16 protein-coding genes are annotated in these 15,795 nt (G+C 68.9%); 3 read left to right on the top strand and 13 right to left on the bottom strand.

Features of this window, described 5'->3' with window-relative positions; translation table 11 throughout:
• Positions 1-36: 36 nt before the first annotated feature.
• The 7 genes from ACZ48X_RS15740 to ACZ48X_RS15710 form a co-directional block, all read right to left on the bottom strand.
• Complete coding sequence (locus ACZ48X_RS15740) at positions 37-1,131, bottom strand: aminopeptidase (protein WP_336348804.1); 1,095 nt, start codon at positions 1,129-1,131, stop codon at positions 37-39.
• Between the two features lie 63 nt (positions 1,132-1,194).
• A complete protein-coding gene (locus ACZ48X_RS15735; RefSeq protein ID WP_336348805.1) occupies positions 1,195-2,064 on the bottom strand; it encodes an ArsR/SmtB family transcription factor in 870 nt (289 codons plus the stop codon).
• 96 nt (positions 2,065-2,160) lie between these two features.
• A complete protein-coding gene (locus ACZ48X_RS15730; RefSeq protein ID WP_336348806.1) occupies positions 2,161-2,961 on the bottom strand; it encodes a class I SAM-dependent methyltransferase in 801 nt (266 codons plus the stop codon).
• A gap of 72 nt (positions 2,962-3,033) precedes the next feature.
• Entirely contained in the window at positions 3,034-4,104 is a 1,071-nt protein-coding gene (locus tag ACZ48X_RS15725; protein WP_336348807.1) for a carboxypeptidase-like regulatory domain-containing protein, read from the bottom strand.
• A gap of 199 nt (positions 4,105-4,303) precedes the next feature.
• A complete protein-coding gene (locus ACZ48X_RS15720) occupies positions 4,304-5,215 on the bottom strand; it encodes a deoxyribonuclease IV (RefSeq protein WP_336348808.1) in 912 nt (303 codons plus the stop codon).
• Positions 5,216-5,287: 72 nt separating this feature from the next.
• A complete protein-coding gene (locus tag ACZ48X_RS15715; RefSeq protein ID WP_336348809.1) occupies positions 5,288-6,121 on the bottom strand; it encodes a lipoate--protein ligase family protein in 834 nt (277 codons plus the stop codon).
• A gap of 212 nt (positions 6,122-6,333) precedes the next feature.
• Positions 6,334-6,531, bottom strand: coding sequence for a hypothetical protein (locus tag ACZ48X_RS15710; RefSeq protein ID WP_336348810.1), 198 nt, complete (start codon positions 6,529-6,531; stop codon positions 6,334-6,336).
• A gap of 140 nt (positions 6,532-6,671) precedes the next feature.
• Between ACZ48X_RS15710 and ACZ48X_RS15705 the strand changes: the two genes are divergently transcribed.
• Positions 6,672-7,436: an MBL fold metallo-hydrolase gene (locus ACZ48X_RS15705; RefSeq protein WP_336348811.1), complete on the top strand. Its 765-nt coding sequence runs from the start codon at positions 6,672-6,674 to the stop codon at positions 7,434-7,436.
• Between the two features lie 31 nt (positions 7,437-7,467).
• Here ACZ48X_RS15705 and ACZ48X_RS15700 read toward each other — a convergent pair whose 3' ends face one another.
• Positions 7,468-8,163 (bottom strand): SDR family NAD(P)-dependent oxidoreductase, encoded by a 696-nt coding sequence (locus ACZ48X_RS15700; protein ID WP_336348812.1) that lies wholly within the window; start codon positions 8,161-8,163, stop codon positions 7,468-7,470.
• Positions 8,164-8,282: 119 nt separating this feature from the next.
• On the opposite strand from ACZ48X_RS15700, the gene ACZ48X_RS15695 reads away from it, so the two are divergent.
• Entirely contained in the window at positions 8,283-9,695 is a 1,413-nt protein-coding gene (locus ACZ48X_RS15695; RefSeq protein WP_336348813.1) for an FAD-binding oxidoreductase, read from the top strand.
• A 43-nt stretch (positions 9,696-9,738) separates the two neighbouring features.
• Here the strand turns inward: ACZ48X_RS15695 and ACZ48X_RS15690 are convergent, their stop codons facing one another.
• A complete protein-coding gene (locus ACZ48X_RS15690; RefSeq protein WP_336348814.1) occupies positions 9,739-10,161 on the bottom strand; it encodes a hypothetical protein in 423 nt (140 codons plus the stop codon).
• A 233-nt stretch (positions 10,162-10,394) separates the two neighbouring features.
• On the opposite strand from ACZ48X_RS15690, the gene ACZ48X_RS15685 reads away from it, so the two are divergent.
• The gene (locus tag ACZ48X_RS15685) at positions 10,395-11,303 is read left to right on the top strand and encodes an RIO1 family regulatory kinase/ATPase domain-containing protein (RefSeq protein ID WP_336348815.1); all 909 of its coding nucleotides are present in this window, start codon (positions 10,395-10,397) and stop codon (positions 11,301-11,303) included.
• Positions 11,304-11,735: 432 nt separating this feature from the next.
• On the opposite strand, the gene ACZ48X_RS15680 is transcribed toward ACZ48X_RS15685, so the two are convergent.
• From ACZ48X_RS15680 to ACZ48X_RS15665, 4 genes are all read right to left on the bottom strand, one after another.
• A complete protein-coding gene (locus tag ACZ48X_RS15680; RefSeq protein WP_336348816.1) occupies positions 11,736-12,587 on the bottom strand; it encodes a hypothetical protein in 852 nt (283 codons plus the stop codon).
• 172 nt (positions 12,588-12,759) lie between these two features.
• Positions 12,760-13,749, bottom strand: a complete 990-nt coding sequence (locus ACZ48X_RS15675; protein ID WP_336349657.1) for a metal ABC transporter permease — start codon at positions 13,747-13,749, stop codon at positions 12,760-12,762.
• Between the two features lie 38 nt (positions 13,750-13,787).
• Positions 13,788-14,630: a metal ABC transporter ATP-binding protein gene (locus ACZ48X_RS15670; RefSeq protein ID WP_379761783.1), complete on the bottom strand. Its 843-nt coding sequence runs from the start codon at positions 14,628-14,630 to the stop codon at positions 13,788-13,790.
• A complete protein-coding gene (locus tag ACZ48X_RS15665; protein ID WP_336348818.1) occupies positions 14,627-15,706 on the bottom strand; it encodes a metal ABC transporter substrate-binding protein in 1,080 nt (359 codons plus the stop codon). Before ACZ48X_RS15665 ends, ACZ48X_RS15670 begins: the two co-directional genes overlap by 4 nt.
• Positions 15,707-15,795 lie beyond the last annotated feature (89 nt).

The following is a 15,795-nucleotide window of genomic DNA, read 5'->3' as shown; positions in this document are numbered from 1 at the left end:
AGCGGACGGGACCGAGACCCAGCGTCGACGTGTGGATTACTCGCCGTCGAACCCGTCTTCGAACCGGAACGTCCCGTTGCGCTGCACTATCTCGCCGTCGACCTCGATGAACGAGTTCTCGCTCATGTCCACGATCATGTCCATGTGCGTCGCGGACTCGTTGAGGGGTTCGCCGTCGGGGACGGTGTGCTCGATGGCCTTCCCGACCGCCATGTGGACGGTGTCACCCATCTTCTCGTCGAACAGCATGTTGTACGTGAACCGGTCGATGTCGCGGTTCATCCCGATGCCGAGTTCGCCGAGGCGGCGCGCGCCCTCGTCGGTGTCGAGCACCGCGCCGAGGACGTCCTCGTTCTTCGCCGCCGAGTACTCGACGACCTCGCCGTCCTCGAACACGAGGTGGGCGTCCTGTATCTCGCGGCCCTGCGCCATCAAGGGCATGTCGAACAGGACCTCGCCCTCGACGCTCTCGGGTCGCGGCGCCGTATAGACTTCGCCGCCGGGGAGGTTCAGTTCGCCGTAGTCGTTCGCCGTCACCATCCCGTCGACGCTCATCCGGATGTCGGTGGTTTCGCCGGAGACGATGCGGACCTCGTCCGCGGGGTCGAGGATCTCGACCATCTGTTCCTGGTGCTCGCGCTGCGCGTCCCAGTCCTTGTTCACAGCGTCCCAGACGAACGACTCGTACGCGTCGGTACTCATCTCGGCGTCCTGTGCGTTCCCCGGCGCGGGGTACTGCGTGCCCACCCAGCGCGTCTCCATGCGGGCCTCCGAGATGGGCTTCCCGGCCTTCGATGCGGCCTGGACCTTCTCGGGGTCGACGTCGCTCGTCTCCTTCGTGTTCTCGTCGCCACGGACGATGACGACGACGTCCGTCTCCTCCATCTCCGCGAGCCGGTGTTCGGCGAGCGAGAACGAGTCCTCGTCGGCGGCGCGCATGTACGCTCGCGACGCCCGCTGGCTTCGCAGGTGGTACGCGGGGTTCGCACCCTTCTCGCCGAGTTTCTCCGCGAGCGCGACGACGAGGTCCTCGGCCGCCGACGGCGCGACGATGCGGACGTTGTCGTCCGCCTCGACCTTCGTGGAGTGTTCGACGATCACTTCGGCGTGCTGCTCGATGCGTGGATCCATACCGAATCGGTCTCGCGTCCCCGAGTTAAGGGTTTCCAGAAGCGTTCTTCTGTCTGAATCTTTTCACTCGCGGGTGGCGTCGAGGACGTCGCCGGTGTCGCCGAGCGTCACGACGAGGCGCTCCCCGCCGAGCTCGAACGACGTCTCGTACCGCGGCGGGTCGTCGCTCACCGCGGAGGTGTCGTCGTCGACGATGCCGGGGAGCGTCCAGGGGAGTCGCTCCTGCACGGTCACGCCGTGGTCGTGACAGAACGCGACGAACGCCGGATGCCGGAGTGCCGCGACTGCCGCGACGGAGCCCGTGACGTACCCGCAGCGCGTGCACTCGGTGTGGTACGCGTACGCCGGGAGGGCGTCGTCGTCGCTCTCGACCGACCGTATCTCGCCCTCGACGTGTCCGTAGCACTCCGAGCAGATACCCGCCGTCACCAGGTCGAGTTGCGCGTACGTCTTCCGGACCGCGAACCTGACGATCTCCTCGGTCGACCGGTCGGTCGCCGCGGCGGGCGGGAGCGCCGTCACGAGCAGCGGGTGCTCGTCCTCGCACTCGACGCGCAGCTGGCCGTCGCCGAAGTGCGCGACGACCGGCGTCTCGCAGAGCGGGCACTCCTCGTCGAGTGGCGCCGGGTCGAGATCCAAGACGTCGTCGTCGTACGTTCCGGCGAAGATGGCGCCGACGATCTCGTTCCCTGCTTCGGTCAGCGAGTACTCGCCGTCCTCGGACGCGACGAACCGGCCGCGGAGCTTCCCGAGGTGGTAGTTGAACCGGCCGGAGTCCGCGACGCCGACGCGCTCGCGGAGCGCGGAGAACGACAGCCCGGGGTTCTCGGGGTCCTCGCAGCGGGCGTCGACGAGCGCCTCGAGGATGGCGACGCGCGTCTCGTCGCCGAGCGCGGCGAACGCGTCGGAGACGCTATGGGTGTCCTCGACCATACTCGCTCGGTGGCTGCACGCGAACAAAAACCTCCGCTCCGGCGACGACCGCGCGGCGCCTCGCTCCTCGCCGAAGCGAGTGCGCGAGGAGCGCGGTCAGTCGTCGGGGACGCGCCCGACGGTGACGTGGAACGGGACGGTCTCGACGCGCCGATAGTCGCCGTCGGCGGCCTGCGCGGCGGCCTCGCGGCCCATCTCGCGCCAGTTCTCGCGGAGGTCGTCGTACTCGCTATCGGAGAGGACGGCGCGGAGGCTGGCCTCGTCGCTCGCGAGGCCGGCGCCGCTGGCTTTGCGCGCGACCGCTTCGAGGTCGGCGTCGTCGTACGGCGGTTCGATGGTGCGCGTGTGGTCGTACCGCCTGGTGCCGAGGACGTCGAGGCCGGCGTCTTGGAGGATTTCAGCGGCGTCCGCGCCGAGCGCGGGGTCGACCGTCGACCCGGCGATGTACGCGGCTCGCGCGGCCCTGGCGAGCCCTGGTTCGCGGTCGACGGTGGAGTCGACGGTGACGGCGGCGTTGTCGGGTTCGACGACCGCGACCAGGTCCCGGGAGGCGCGAGCGAACTCGCGGACGGCGGCGCTCGGGTCGGAGAGGTTCACGAGGAGCGCCTGGCACGCGACGAGGTCGAACGCGTCGTCGTGGACGGGGAGGCGCGTCGCGTCGCCGGCGACGACGGGGACGTGCTCGCGGGCGACCGCGAGGAGCGCGGGGTCGGCGTCGCACCCGACGACCTCGCCGGGCGTCTCCGCGGCGAGCACCCTGGAGAACTCGCCGGTCCCGCAGCCGACGTCGAGCACGCGCTCGCGGCCGGGGAGGTCCATGTCCGCGAGCGCGCTCGTCGAATCCGCCCACATCCCGCTCCGGGTGTGTTCGAGGTAGTCCTCGTCGAACCGTCGCACGCGTCCACGTCCGGGGGCGGTCGGGAAAAGCGAGTCGGTCCGCGGCGTCGGCTGGTCGACCCGGTGTCGCCGTCAGGCCTGCTGGCGGGCGGCGAACGCGGCGACGACGAGCGTCGTCGCGGCGAGCGCAAGCGCGAGCCCGAACCCGGGAACGGTCCGCTCCACGAGCCCCAGGCCGGTGGTCGTCGCATCGTCCTCGGTCGTCGACCCGCCGGCGCCGTCGTCACCGGCATCGCCGGGCGTGCGCGTCCCGGTTGCGGTGTCGGTCCCAGGGACGGTGACGGTCGCGCTCCCGCGCCACGTCACGACGACCTCATCGCCGGGACCGGGCTCGGGCGCGCTCGCGCTCGCACCGAACCGCACCGAATCGCCGGGCGTCGCGTTCGCGGGCGCTCGCACGACCAGTTCCGCTCGCGCCCAGTCGCCCGCTGGCACGTCCGCGAAGTGGAACGTCCGCGTCGTCTCGTTCACGCGCACCGCCGACCCGCGGTAGTCGACGACCGTCCACCCCGCGGGTGCCTCGAAGTACGACACCGACAGCGACGCCGGGTCGTCGTTCCGGTTGTACGCCGCGACCGTCACCGTCGCGTTCCCGCCGGGCGCGACCTCCGTCCCGCGCGCCTCGTACGTCAACGGGCGGTCCGCGCGCAACGCGAGGTCGACGGCCGCCGGGTCGCCGCTCGCGCTCGCGTTCACCGTCCGCACCGCGCTCACGTTCCCGTCCCGGAGCGCGACGACGTCGTACTCGCCGGCCGGCACCTGGAGACGGAACGATCCGTTCGCACCCGTCTCCGTGACGTGCAGCGTCGTGCTCGTCTCGTCGTCGACGACGGCCGCGAGCTCGCTCGGCGTCGCCTTCTCGAACAGCGGTTCGGGACTCGGCGCGAGGACGACCGACGCGTTCGCCGCCGACGAACCACCGGGCGCACGCACGACCCCGGTGACGTTCCCCGTCCGGTCGTCGTCGTCGTCCACGACCGCGCCCGGCTGGTCGGGGACCGACTCGGAGGACGCCGGCACCGCGTCCGTGACCGGCCCGACACCGACCGCGACGACCGCGGCGGTCGTCACGAGCGCGAACGTCGTGAGCGCAACGAACACCACGACCGCCTGTGCGCCCGGGCCGAGACTCCCGTCACTCATACCTGTTCGTTGCCCGTGAACGCACAAAGACCCACAAGATAGCTTCGATGACGCTTTCACCCTCTCCCGTCGGCCGTCTCCACCACTGCCGTCGCCCTCTCGTCGGCCGTCTCCACCACTGCCGTCGCCCTCTCGTCGGCCGTCTCCACCACTGCCGTCGCCCTCTCGACCGCTCCGTTCCGCCCCTCGTCGCTCGCGTTCAGGCGTCGTAGTCGTCGCGGAGTTCGCGGACGCGCTCGACGTTCCACGTGAAGCTCTTCCCGTCCTCGGTTGGCGTCTCCAGTACGAGCGGCACCTCGCCGTCGACGATGGCGTCGTGGTTCACGAACGCGCGCATCCCCGCCTCGCCGATCTCGCCCTCGCCGACGTGTGCGTGCTCGTCCTTGTTCGTCCCGCAGGCGTGCTTCGAGTCGTTCAGGTGCACGCACTCGAGGTGCTCGAACCCGACGACGTCGTCGAACTCCGCCATCGTCTCCGCGACGGCTTCGGCCGAGGACAGGTCGTAGCCCGCGGCGAACGTGTGCGCGGTGTCGAGGCAGACGTCGAGGTCCTGTTCGGACTGCTCGAGGACGCTCGCGAGGTGCTCGAACTGGCCGCCGAGCTTCGTTCCACTTCCCGCGTCGCTCTCGATGAGGACCGTGACGCCGTCGGGGACGTCGAGTTCGTCGAGCGCGCTCGCCGCGTTCTCGATGCCGCCCTCGACGCCCGCGCCGGTGTGCGCACCGAGGTGGACGTTCACGTACTCGATACCGAGGCGGTCCGCGGCGTCGACCTCCTGCTGCATCGAGTCGATGGACTTCGCGCGCAGGTCGTCCTTCGGCGTACAGAGGTTCACGAGGTACGACGAGTGAATCACCCACGGCCCAGCGAGGTGCTCGCTCGTCTGCCCGCGGAACGCCGCGGCTTCGTCGTCCTCGAGGGTCCCGTGGTCCCAGACCTGCGGCGAATGCGTGAAGATCTGCCCGCAGTTCCCACCGATGACGCGCTGGTTGTTCACCGTCACCTCGATGCCGTCGTCCGCCTTCTTCGACTTCCGCGTGAACGCGTACGCCGAGTCGCCGTCCTCGACCCAGTGCTGGCCCGTCGAGACGTGCGCACCTACCTTGAGCATGCCCGGAGCGACGCGGTAGCGGGTCAAAGTGCCTTCGGAAGCGGCCGGCGCTTCACGCTGGGCGCTCGCGCCCTACCGCGCCGCGTCGCGGTCACGCACCCACTCCTCGGCCGCGTACTTGTCGTCGACGAGGTCGCGTGCGGCGGCGAGTTCCGCGTCGGTCCACGCGCCCTCGCTGGCGTCGCACCAGTCCGCGAGGCCCTCCTCGAGCGCGGTGACGAACACGTCGCGCTCGACGTCGGCCTGTTCGCGGACGCTCGTCACGCGCTCGCGGAACCGCTCGGGCGTGACGTCGTGGTCCGCGAAGACGCCGAGGTGGTTCGCGAGCGCGTGGTCGTACGAGATGGAGCCGTGCTGGATGACGGCGTCGCGCTGGCGGTACTGGGCGTTCCCCGAGAGCTTCCGGCCGGTTCTGTCGTCTCCATCAGCTTCGTACGCGAACACGTCGTGCGCGGGGTGGATGCCCCGCAGGTAACAGGCCGGTTCGTGGATGCTGTCGTACTCGCGGTCGGCGAAGTCCGTGTCCACGCCGACGCTCCGGATAGCGTCGAGCACTGGCTCGCAGAGGAGCTCGTAGCACTCCATGAGGTCGCCGGGTAGCTCGTCGGCGGGCGCGACGATGCTGTAGGAGACGTCCGCGTAGCTGTCGTGATAGATGCCGCCACCGCCAGTCTGGCGCCGCGTCACGTCGATGCCCTCGCGCTCGCAGAACGCCCAGTCGACGCTCTCGGCGGCCTGCCGGTACCCCATCGAGAGGCAGCTCGGCTCCCAGCGGTACACCCTGACGGTGCGAACGCCGTCCTCGACGGCGGTCCGTGCCGCGACCTCGTCGAGCGCCATGTTCGTCGCTCCGTCGTGCGCTTCCTCGCGTATCAACCGCCACTCGGCGTCCGCGACCGAACCCATACCCGCGAGTTCGCCCACCCCCAGCATAGGGGTTTGGACTCGCCTCGAGGACGACCAGCGACCGTCACGCGTCCTCGAAGCGCCGGTTCCGCGAGCCGAACGTCGACGAAACGACTGGATCAGACAGCGGTCGCTCGACGCGTCGAGCAGCCGAGAAGTGGGTGAAGTGGTGTGGGATGACTGCGCTCCGCAGCGGTGGGAGGTGGGCGGCGCTACTCGGTGTCGGGTTCGGCGACCGCCTCGTCGAGACCGTCCTCGCGCGTGGCCTCGTCGAGGTACTCGGAGAGGTCGTCGTCGACCTCGCGTTCGCCGTTTGCTTCCTCGGTGTCCTGTTCTTCGACGACCTCCGTCTCGCCGGTCACCTTCTCGAACAGTGCACCGTAGTCCGCTCCCGACTGGGATTTCGACATTGGGTGATTCCTCCGTACAAGTACGCTACCGCCGACCCCAAATCACCACTCGGCCTAACCTGTATGGCTCGCCGTGACACGCGACGGCGTGGCCGCCACCCATCAACAGGCATATGCCGGGCAGTCGCGACGACGCGACCATGCAGTGCACCCTCCTCGGGACCGGTGACGTGACCGGTGTCCCGGCACCGTTCCGAGCCCTCGACGACGCAGGTGCCGCGGCGCGACGCCGTCGCCCCGGCCTCCTCGTCGAGACCGACGAAGCCACCGTCCTGTTCGACGTCCCGCCGGAGTTCCGCGAGGGCGTCCGCGACCGCGGCGTCCGCAGCCTCGACGCGACGTTCGTCACGCACTGGCATCACGACCACGTCGGCGGCGTCGACGACCTCTCGCTGTCCGCGCGCGCCGACGTCGTCGCGGACGACCTCTACCGGACGCCGACCGCCGGCGAGCACTTCCACCGCGAGAAACCGTACCTCGCCGACCGGTTCGACGAACACGACCTCGCGCACGGTGAGCCAGTCACCGTCGCGGACGTGACCGTCACGCCCATCCCCGTGAGTCACGACCGGCCCGCGTTCGACGCGCTCGCGTTCCGCGTCGAGACCGACGACGCCACGCTCCTCTACGCGCCCGACTTCGAGACGTGGTGCCCCGACATGCCCGGAGGAGACGACTACCGGAACGCCGACCTCGCCATCCTCGAAGCAACGAGCGTCGTCGCCCCCCACATGCTCGACGACCTCGCCCCCCGCGAGGACCCGGTCGCCGACGCCGCCGCCCACCGCACCGTCCTCGTCCACCTCAACGAGCACCTGCTCGCGCGCGACACCGCCACCGTCGCCGCCGACGTCGCCGACCAGGGCTACGAACTCGGCACCGACTTCGAGACGTACGTCGTCTGAGCGCTGCAGCGCCAGACGTCCGCCTCCCGAGTCACCAGGGCTCTAGTTCTTCGTCGCGCCACAGCCGCCCGCTCGGCCCGTCGCGGAGTCGCGCGAGGAACACCGGCGTCTTCGCGCCCTCCGCGACGCTCCGCGGCGCGTGCTCACCGCCCATGTCGGTGCGAACCCATCCAGGACACGCCGCGTTCACGTACAGCGACGGGTACTGGCGCGCGAGCCCCTGCGTGAACGCGTTCAATCCCGCCTTCGACACGCCGTACGGCAGGTGCGAGTCGTCGATGCCGTCCGCGAACTGTCCGGACCCGCTGGAGACGTTCACCACTCGCGCCCCGGACCGGTCGTCGCTCACGAGCAACGGGAGCGCGTACCGCGTCACGAGCATCGGCCCGAGGAGGTTCGTCCTGAGCGTCCGGTCGATAGCCGCGGTGTCGACGTCCCCGTACTGGCCCTGCGGACCGTAGACGCCCGCGTTGTTCACGAGCACGTCCAGGCGCCCGGACTCCGCTCGGAGGCGCTCCATCGCCGCAGCCACCTGCGACATGTCGGTGACGTCCAACTCGACCGGTTCCTGGTGGGTCGCGGTCACCGTCTCCGGGTCGCGCGCTCCGGCGTACACGGTCGCGCCCAAATCGACGAGTCTCGCAGCGATCTCGGCGCCGATACCTCGATTCGCGCCGGTCACGAGCGCGGTCTGCCCGGACAGCGACTCGTGGAGGTCGACGTTCATGGCCACGTAGAGGGCTCGAGCGGGCATAATCCCGCGGCTGACGTATCCAGGGTAGCATCCGTCAGTGCAGAGTTATTCCCTCGTAGCGCGTCTGTACGTCGTCCGTTACGGATACGACCATGAGCACACACAGATCCATCATCGACGAGTCCGTCCTCCGAACGCTCCGCGCCCGCGTCGCCGGTGACGTCCTCACACCGGACGAGGACGGCTACGACGAGGCCTGCACCCTCTGGAACGCCGCGGTCGACCGCGCCCCAGGCGTGTTCGTTCGCGCGCACACCGCCGACGACGTCGCCACCGCTATCGCCGCCGCACGCGAGCACGACCTCCCGCTCGGCGTGCGCGGCGGCGGCCACCACGTCACCGGGAGCGCGCTCGTCGACGACGGTATCGTCGTCGACTGCACCGAACTCACCGACGTCACCATCGACCCCGACGCGAAGACCGCGCGCGTCGAACCCGGAGCGCGCGTGAGCGACGTCCTCGCCCCCGCACAGGAGCACGGCCTCGCGCCCGTCGCGGGCTCGGCCGCCCAGACCGGTATCGCGGGGTCGACGCTCGCCGGCGGCATCGGCTGGCTCCGCCGCGAGCACGGCCTCGGCGTCGACGCGCTCCGCTCGGTCGACCTCGTGACCGCCGACGGCGACCGCATCACGGCGAGCGCGACCGAACACTCCGACCTCTTCTGGGGTATCCGCGGCGCTGGCTCGAACTTCGGCGTCGTCACGAGTTTCGAACTCGAACTCGCAGCTGTCGGGCCCGAGGTCGCCATCGCCCAACCCATCTACGCGCTCGAGGACGCAGCGAGCGTGCTCGCCGCGTACCGCGAGTGGGCTGCGGATGCCCCGCGAGCGGTGACGACGCTCGTCGCACTCATGCACGTCCCGCCGCTCCCGGTCGTGCCCGAGGAAGCGGTCGGCGCACCGGTCGTGATGCTGTTCGGCGTGTACGCAGGCGACGTCGAGGATGGCGAAGCCGCGCTCGCCCCGCTCCGCGAATTCGGCGACCCCATCATGGACATGAGCGGCCCGCAACCGCTCGCGGGCGTCCACGAGATAGCGCGCGACCTGTTCCCGGACGGCCGCCGGTACTCGTGGCACTCCATCTACGCGACCGATCTCGCCGACGACGCCATCGAGACGCTCGTCGACGCGCTCGCGAACGCACCGACCGAGCAGTGCGAACTCGGCGTCTGGCACCTCGGCGGCGCCATCGCCGACGTCGACGACGACGCGACCGCGTTCGGGTTCCGCGACCCCGAGTTCATGCTCGCCGTCGACGCCGCCTGGGAGGACCCCGACGACGACGCGACCGCGATCGAGTGGGCGCGCGACACCTGGACCGAACTCCGCGCCCAAGCGGCGACCGTCGACGGGTTCTACCCGGGCTTTCCCGGGTTCGTCGACGACCACGACGAACGCGCCCGGATGGCGTACGGCGACAACCTCGACCGCCTCCGCGACCTCAAAGCCGAGTACGACCCCGAGAACGTCTTCGCGAGCAATCTCAACGTCGAGCCCGCGAACTGAACCGCTCGAACCGACGACGCACGCTGTCGAGTCGGTTCTTGTCTTAGCGCCTGTACCGTCGCCGTACCAGGAGCCCGGTGATGGGAAGCGCCACGAGTTCGGTGAGAATCAGGATTACGAGGAGTTCGATACCGAACGAATTCACCAACACGAGGGTCGGTAGGATGCCGACCAGGAGTGGGAGCGCGAGATGGGTTCGGTCGCTGAAGGGCCCGAACAGTTCGATGAGGACGACCGAGGCGAGACCAGCGAAGGCGCCGAGCAACAACCCGCCAGCGACGAGTGCGGCGATGAGGGTGCCGAGGAGAGCGAGGCCGTTACCGTCCGTCGCCCCGGGTGCGTCGGTCGGGACGGCGGTTGTCGATGTCGACTGCGCGGCGACGGCGGACGACCAAACGAAGACGCCGAGGGCGGAGATAGCGAGCGAGAAAACTGCTACGCGGGTCGGTGAACTTCGACGGTTCATCGCTTCTATCCTGTCCGATGCGTCAGGCGAGTAAATATGTTCGCTATGTAGAACGAGCGCGCTCGCGTGCTGAACGGCCGCTACGCGAGGGTCCGTCCTCCGAACGAACGATCGAGTATTCTGTCGTGCCCGCGCCCAGCCGCACCGCATTTCGTATCGCAATCACTGGTTTATCACTTATGCCAGGGCCCGTGACGGGAGGCTTTTCCGCGTCGCCCGACTACGCTCGGTCGATGGTCCAGAACGTCGCGCCGATGATGGTCGACCTCGAACAGGAGGACTTCAACCTCCTCTCAGGGGTCGAGCAGGGGATGCGGTTCTCGGAGTGGGTGCAGCGCGGGAAGCTCCCGGACTTCTCCGGGTTGACGGCGGAGAACGTCGACTACCGCCTGGACCGCTGCCTGGACCGCGACCTCATCCAGCGGAAGACGATCCAGTACGAGGGCTACAAGCTCACCCCGGAGGGGTACGACGCGCTCGCGCTCCACACGTTCGCGGAACGCGAGACCGTCCAGGGGTTCGGGTCGAGTCTCGGCGTCGGGAAGGAATCCGACGTGTACGAGGTCCAGTCGTACAAGCCGATGGCGCTCAAGTACCACCGCGAGGGCTACACGAACTTCCGCGAGGTGATGAAGGAGCGCGATTACACGAGCGACCGCGACCACGTCTCGTGGCTGTACACCGCGCGGAAGGCAGCGGAACGCGAGTACGAGCGCCTGGAGACGCTGTATCCCGACGTCTCGGTGCCGCGGCCGGTCGACCACAACCGGCACGCGATCGTCATGGAGAAGATGGAGGGCGTCGAGCTCGCGCGAACGCGCGTCGAACCCGAGCAGGTCGTGGGCGTCCTCGACCTCGTCCTCCGGGAGATGGCGACGGCGTACGACGCCGGGTTCGTGCACGCGGACATGAGCGAGTACAACGTCTTCCTCGCCGAGAGCGGCGTGACGGTGTTCGACTGGCCGCAGGCGGTGCCGTCGAGTCACGAGAACGCCCGCGAGTTCCTCGCGCGCGACGTCGACAACATCGTCGGGTACTTCCAGCGGAAGTACCCGAGCGACGTCCCCGACCTGGACCGGGAGGGCGTCGTCGACGCGCTCGCCGCCAGCGAGTTCGAGTCCGTCCGCGAGCACGCTGCCTGAACGACACTGGCGTTATCCGCGCTCGCGTCGGCTGAAGGACGGGCGGACTGGCGTTATCCGCGCTCGCGTCGATTCCCGGCTAGATTCTTCCGCTCTTTCGCTCGACGAGCGCCGGCTGTCGACGCTCACCCGGAGGGTTCGACCGTCGAAGAACCCGCTCCGCCTGAGCGACGAAGCGCCTTTCGGGGGGTAGAGTTGGCTCCGCGTCGCGATGACCTGGCCGCTGCTCACCGCTACCGTCCAGGATTCGGTGTCGAGATGGGTTCGTCGGTCCGAATACGCCACGAAGAATCGTATTTCGTACATTCTTGTGGGACTGGCCACCAACTGGTAAACCAGATACTGCTATAGCAAATCGGAGAGTGGCTCGCGAGGCAAGGGCTCGTGAACGGTCGCGAGAGAGCGTGACGCGTACGGATGGCTCGCGGGGCGTCAGGCGACCGGCGGTCGGCCCTCGCGAGCGGGTCGAGCGTCGCCGGGCCGCATCGCGCGGAGGTACGCGACCGCGAGTCCCGCGACCACGACGACGGGCGCGAACGAGAGGGCGGCGGCCAGCGGCGTGAGCGTGATGCCGTCGCCAGCTGCGATGGCGAGCGTCATCGCCGAGATGGGGGCGGCGAGGAGCGTGCCCATGACGAAGAGCACGCCGGCGAGGAGTGCGGCCATCGGGCGTTCGCGCCGGAGCCAGACGCCGACGACGACGAGGGCGGGGACGACGACCGCGAGGTCGAGGACGTGCGAGAACAACGCCTGCGGGCCCGTCTCCTGGACGAGGACCGGGACGGTACCCGCGAGTGCGGCGGGAACGAGTTCCGAGAGCCAGAGCGCGGCGAGCGCGAGGCCGACGAGGACGAGCCCGAGCCCGTAGCGCCTCGCGTCGATGCGGCCGGTGACGGCGTCGTGGACCGGCTCGTGGTCCGTGTCGAGGAGCGCGGCGACGAACGTCCACAGCGAGAGCGCGAAGAGGACGAGGTACGCGAAGAACGCGTCGTTGAACGATACCTGGACGACGACGCTGAACCAGATGTACGCCATGAACGCGAGCGCGCCGAGCCAGACGATGCGGCCACGCAGCGACCCGCGGACGGTCGCGTACAGGCCGGCGGCGAGCGCGGGCACGCCGACGAGGAGTATCGTTGCGTCCTGGACCCGGTAGTTGGTGACGAGCGCGTCGGCGTCGCGGTAGTGCTCGGGACGCAAGAGGCCGAGCGCCGTCGCGAGGACCGAGAGGCCGACGATGGCGAGCGATGCGACGAGTTGCCAGCGAGGGATGGGTCGAGCCATGGTGAGTCGTCTAGAAGGACGACGAGCGCGCTATTAGCCCGATATCGCGGTTCTCGGGGGGTGAGAAGGCATCGACGCGGAGAGGACGTCGCGACGCAGGGGGCGACGGCGACGACTCCGAAGGGGCGTCGCGACGACTGCAGGGGGCGGTCGAGGCGGGTCGACGCGAGACTCAGTCGCCGAACGAGTCGGTCTCGTCGACGTTGATGCTCCCCATCTCGGGCGTGGATTCTTCGCCGTACGCCGTCTGGACTTTCCCGATGACGACCGCGCCGACGTAGATGGCGACGGCGATGAGGACGATGACGCCGCCCGCGGTCGCCTCACCGTAGTAGGAGGCTGCGATACCGAGGATGACGGCGAGTTCGGCGAGCACCACGGAGACGAGCAGCGATTCGTTGAAGCTCCGGGAGACCTGCGAGGCGCCCGCGACGGGGACGACGAGCATCGCGGCGACGAGGATGACGCCCATGATCTGCATCGCGCCGACGACGACGAGCGCGGTCAGCATCACCATGATGCGGTTGTACCAGTTCACGGAGAGCCCGGAGACGGCCGCGGCGGTCTCGTCGAACGTGACGTACAGGAGCTGGTTCCGGGTGAGCCCGACGACGGCGACGACGATCGTGAAGAGGACGAGGAGGATAGCGGCGCTCTCGGCGGACACCGTCGAGAGGTTCCCGAACAGGAACTGGTTGACGCCGACGGCGAGCCCGCCCGCGTTGAGACTGATGAGGGTGGTACCGAGCGCGAACCCGGTGGAGAGCACGATCGCCATCGAGACGTCGTTGTACGCGTCGGTCGCTTCGGAGATGAGTTCGATGAAGAGCGCGGCGATCATCGCGACGACGACCGCGGTCAGGTACGGTGACACGCCGAGGTCGAGGACCGCGTTCAGGAACAGGCCGACGGCGACGCCGGCGAACGCGGTGTGTGCCAAGGCGTCCCCGATGAGTGCGAGCTGGCGGTGCACGAGGAACGTCCCGATGAGGGGCGCCATCACGCCGATGCAGAGGCCGACGAGGATGGCGCGATGCATGAAGCCGTACTGGAGGAGTTCCAGGCCGGTGGCGCCGGCGAGCCACGACATGAGGCCCGACCAGAGGTCGAGGAACCAGTAGAGCGGGGCGAGGACGCCGTCTTCGCCGGTGAGGAGTGGCATCCCGGGGGTCCCGGAGAGGACCGCGAGGCTGAGCGCGGTCATGCGTCACCTCCGAGGAAGTTCGCGGCGGTGCCGAACGCGCGGGCGAGGGCGTCGCTCTCGACGAACTCGTCGGTCGGGCCGTCGAAGTATATCTCGCGGTTCAGGCAGACGACGCGGTCGGCGTGCTCGGTGACGGCGCCGAGGTCGTGTTCGATGAGGAGGACGGTGATGCCGCGCTCGTTGAGTCCGTCGAGCAGGTCGTAGAACGCTTCGACGGACTCGACGTCGACGCCGACGGTCGGTTCGTCGAGCACGAGGAGGTCGGCTTCGCTCGCCAGCGCTCGGGCGATGAACGCGCGCTGGCGTTGCCCGCCGGAGAGTTGCGTGACGCGACGGTCCGCGAACGCGGTCATGCCGACGGTCTCGAGGGCGTCGTGGACGATCGCCCAGTCCTCGCTGTCGAGGCGGCCGAACCCGACGTGCGGGAACCGCCCCATCTTCACGACCTCGCGGACCGTGATGGGCATCTCCTTCGAGGCGCTCGCGTGCTGGGCGACGTACCCGATGCGCGAGCCGTCGTCGAACCGATGCGAGGGTTCGCCGAAGATGCTGGCGCTGCCGGTGTCCGGCCGGAGGAGGCCGAGCATGAGTTTCATGAGCGTCGACTTCCCGGAGCCGTTCGGGCCGACGACGGCGACGTACTCGCCGGGGTCGATGCGCAGCGAGATGTCCTCGACGACTGGCGTTGCGGTGTACCCGAAGTCGACGTCGGCGAGTTCGACGACGGCGTCCGTCGACTGGGCGGCGTCGGTCGACGGAGCGGCGTCGTCGCGGTGGGCGTGGTCGGTCTCGCTGTCGTCGTCGGCCATGGTCGTGGTCGGTGAGTGGTTCGCGCTCATTCGAAGTTAGTCCACTCCTTGGCCCAGCCGTCGGGGCCGACGTTTGCGGGTTCTTCGTTCCCGAGGACGACCTCGAACGTGGGCATGTTGATGTTGTACGCGATCTCCTCGTACCCCCAGTTCTCCTCGACCCAGTCCTCGCGGACGCCCGCGTACGGCGTGACGGGGAAGTACGCCTCGACCTGGGTTTCCGCGAGCAGTTGCTTTGCGGGTTTGCGGGACTCGAAGACGCCGTTCGCGATGTACTTGATGTCGTTCTCGTCGATGACGCGCTTCGCGTCGGCGATGTCGGAGGGTTTGACGTCGCCGCTCGCGGCGAGGTTCGTGACGAGCGGACGCATGGTGACGTCGTACTTGACGCCGATGTACTGGAAGGCGTTGTGCGCGGCGAGCTGGACGACGTCGCGGTCGGCGGCGTCGAAGATCGCCTGGTAGTCCTCGTCGATCTGCGTGATGGTTTCGTCCTTGTACGTCGTGGCGTTGTCGCGGAGCGCGTCTTCGTGTTCGGGGGCGAGTTCGACGAGGCCCTCGGTGATGTTGTCGATGCTGGTCTTCGCGCGGTCGGGGTCGAGCCAGAAGTGGGGGTCCTTGCCCTTCTGTTGGCCGACGCCTTCCTCGTCGGGGTCGAGGGTGGCGGCGAGGTCGACGAGTTGGACGCCTTTGCGGGCGTTGATGAGTTGGGTGTCGACGTCGTCGTCCTTGAGCGTCTGGATGGCGCGGTCGGCCCACGGCTGGAAGCCGGGGCCGACGTGGAGGAACGCGTCGGCTTCGATGATGTCCTTCGTGACGCTGGCGTTAGGCTCCCAGCCGTGGCCGTGGAGGCCGGTGGGGACGAGGTTCTCGACCTGGATCGGCGTGCCGTCGACGACGTTCCGCGCGAAGTCGAAGAAGCTGAAGAAGGAGGCGACGACGACGGGGCCGTCGCCGTTCGCGCCGTCGGTGTCGTTCCCGGGCGAGTTGTTCGCGCTACCGATGCTGTCGATGCAGCCGGCGAGGCCGCTCGAGAGGAGTCCTGCGGTCGCTGCGAGCGTGCCGCGGCGAGAGAGTCGCGGTCGTTCGTCCGTCGAATCGGTCATTGTCGAGTAGGTGTAGACCTCGGCTAGGATATAGTACTTTCCATCAAAGTGTAGAATTAGACTAGTCTAAAGTGGTGGCTGTGTCGTGG

This window comes from Halorubellus litoreus, assembly GCF_055378595.1.
Note: the sequence above shows the minus strand (reverse complement) of the source record. Positions and strands in the feature narration are given on the sequence as shown.

Coding starts and splice junctions, on each gene's coding strand:
- ACZ48X_RS15705 (WP_336348811.1), top strand. CDS start 6,672: ATGCAGTGCACCCTCCTCGGGACCGGTGACGTGACCGGTGTCCCGGCA.
- ACZ48X_RS15710 (WP_336348810.1), bottom strand. CDS start 6,531: ATGTCGAAATCCCAGTCGGGAGCGGACTACGGTGCACTGTTCGAGAAG.
- ACZ48X_RS15680 (WP_336348816.1), bottom strand. CDS start 12,587: ATGGCTCGACCCATCCCTCGCTGGCAACTCGTCGCATCGCTCGCCATC.
- ACZ48X_RS15675 (WP_336349657.1), bottom strand. CDS start 13,749: ATGCCACTCCTCACCGGCGAAGACGGCGTCCTCGCCCCGCTCTACTGG.
- ACZ48X_RS15670 (WP_379761783.1), bottom strand. CDS start 14,630: ATGAGCGCGAACCACTCACCGACCACGACCATGGCCGACGACGACAGC.
- ACZ48X_RS15715 (WP_336348809.1), bottom strand. CDS start 6,121: ATGGGTTCGGTCGCGGACGCCGAGTGGCGGTTGATACGCGAGGAAGCG.
- ACZ48X_RS15695 (WP_336348813.1), top strand. CDS start 8,283: ATGAGCACACACAGATCCATCATCGACGAGTCCGTCCTCCGAACGCTC.
- ACZ48X_RS15725 (WP_336348807.1), bottom strand. CDS start 4,104: ATGAGTGACGGGAGTCTCGGCCCGGGCGCACAGGCGGTCGTGGTGTTC.
- ACZ48X_RS15690 (WP_336348814.1), bottom strand. CDS start 10,161: ATGAACCGTCGAAGTTCACCGACCCGCGTAGCAGTTTTCTCGCTCGCT.
- ACZ48X_RS15720 (WP_336348808.1), bottom strand. CDS start 5,215: ATGCTCAAGGTAGGTGCGCACGTCTCGACGGGCCAGCACTGGGTCGAG.
- ACZ48X_RS15735 (WP_336348805.1), bottom strand. CDS start 2,064: ATGGTCGAGGACACCCATAGCGTCTCCGACGCGTTCGCCGCGCTCGGC.
- ACZ48X_RS15665 (WP_336348818.1), bottom strand. CDS start 15,706: ATGACCGATTCGACGGACGAACGACCGCGACTCTCTCGCCGCGGCACG.
- ACZ48X_RS15685 (WP_336348815.1), top strand. CDS start 10,395: ATGGTCCAGAACGTCGCGCCGATGATGGTCGACCTCGAACAGGAGGAC.
- ACZ48X_RS15740 (WP_336348804.1), bottom strand. CDS start 1,131: ATGGATCCACGCATCGAGCAGCACGCCGAAGTGATCGTCGAACACTCC.
- ACZ48X_RS15700 (WP_336348812.1), bottom strand. CDS start 8,163: ATGAACGTCGACCTCCACGAGTCGCTGTCCGGGCAGACCGCGCTCGTG.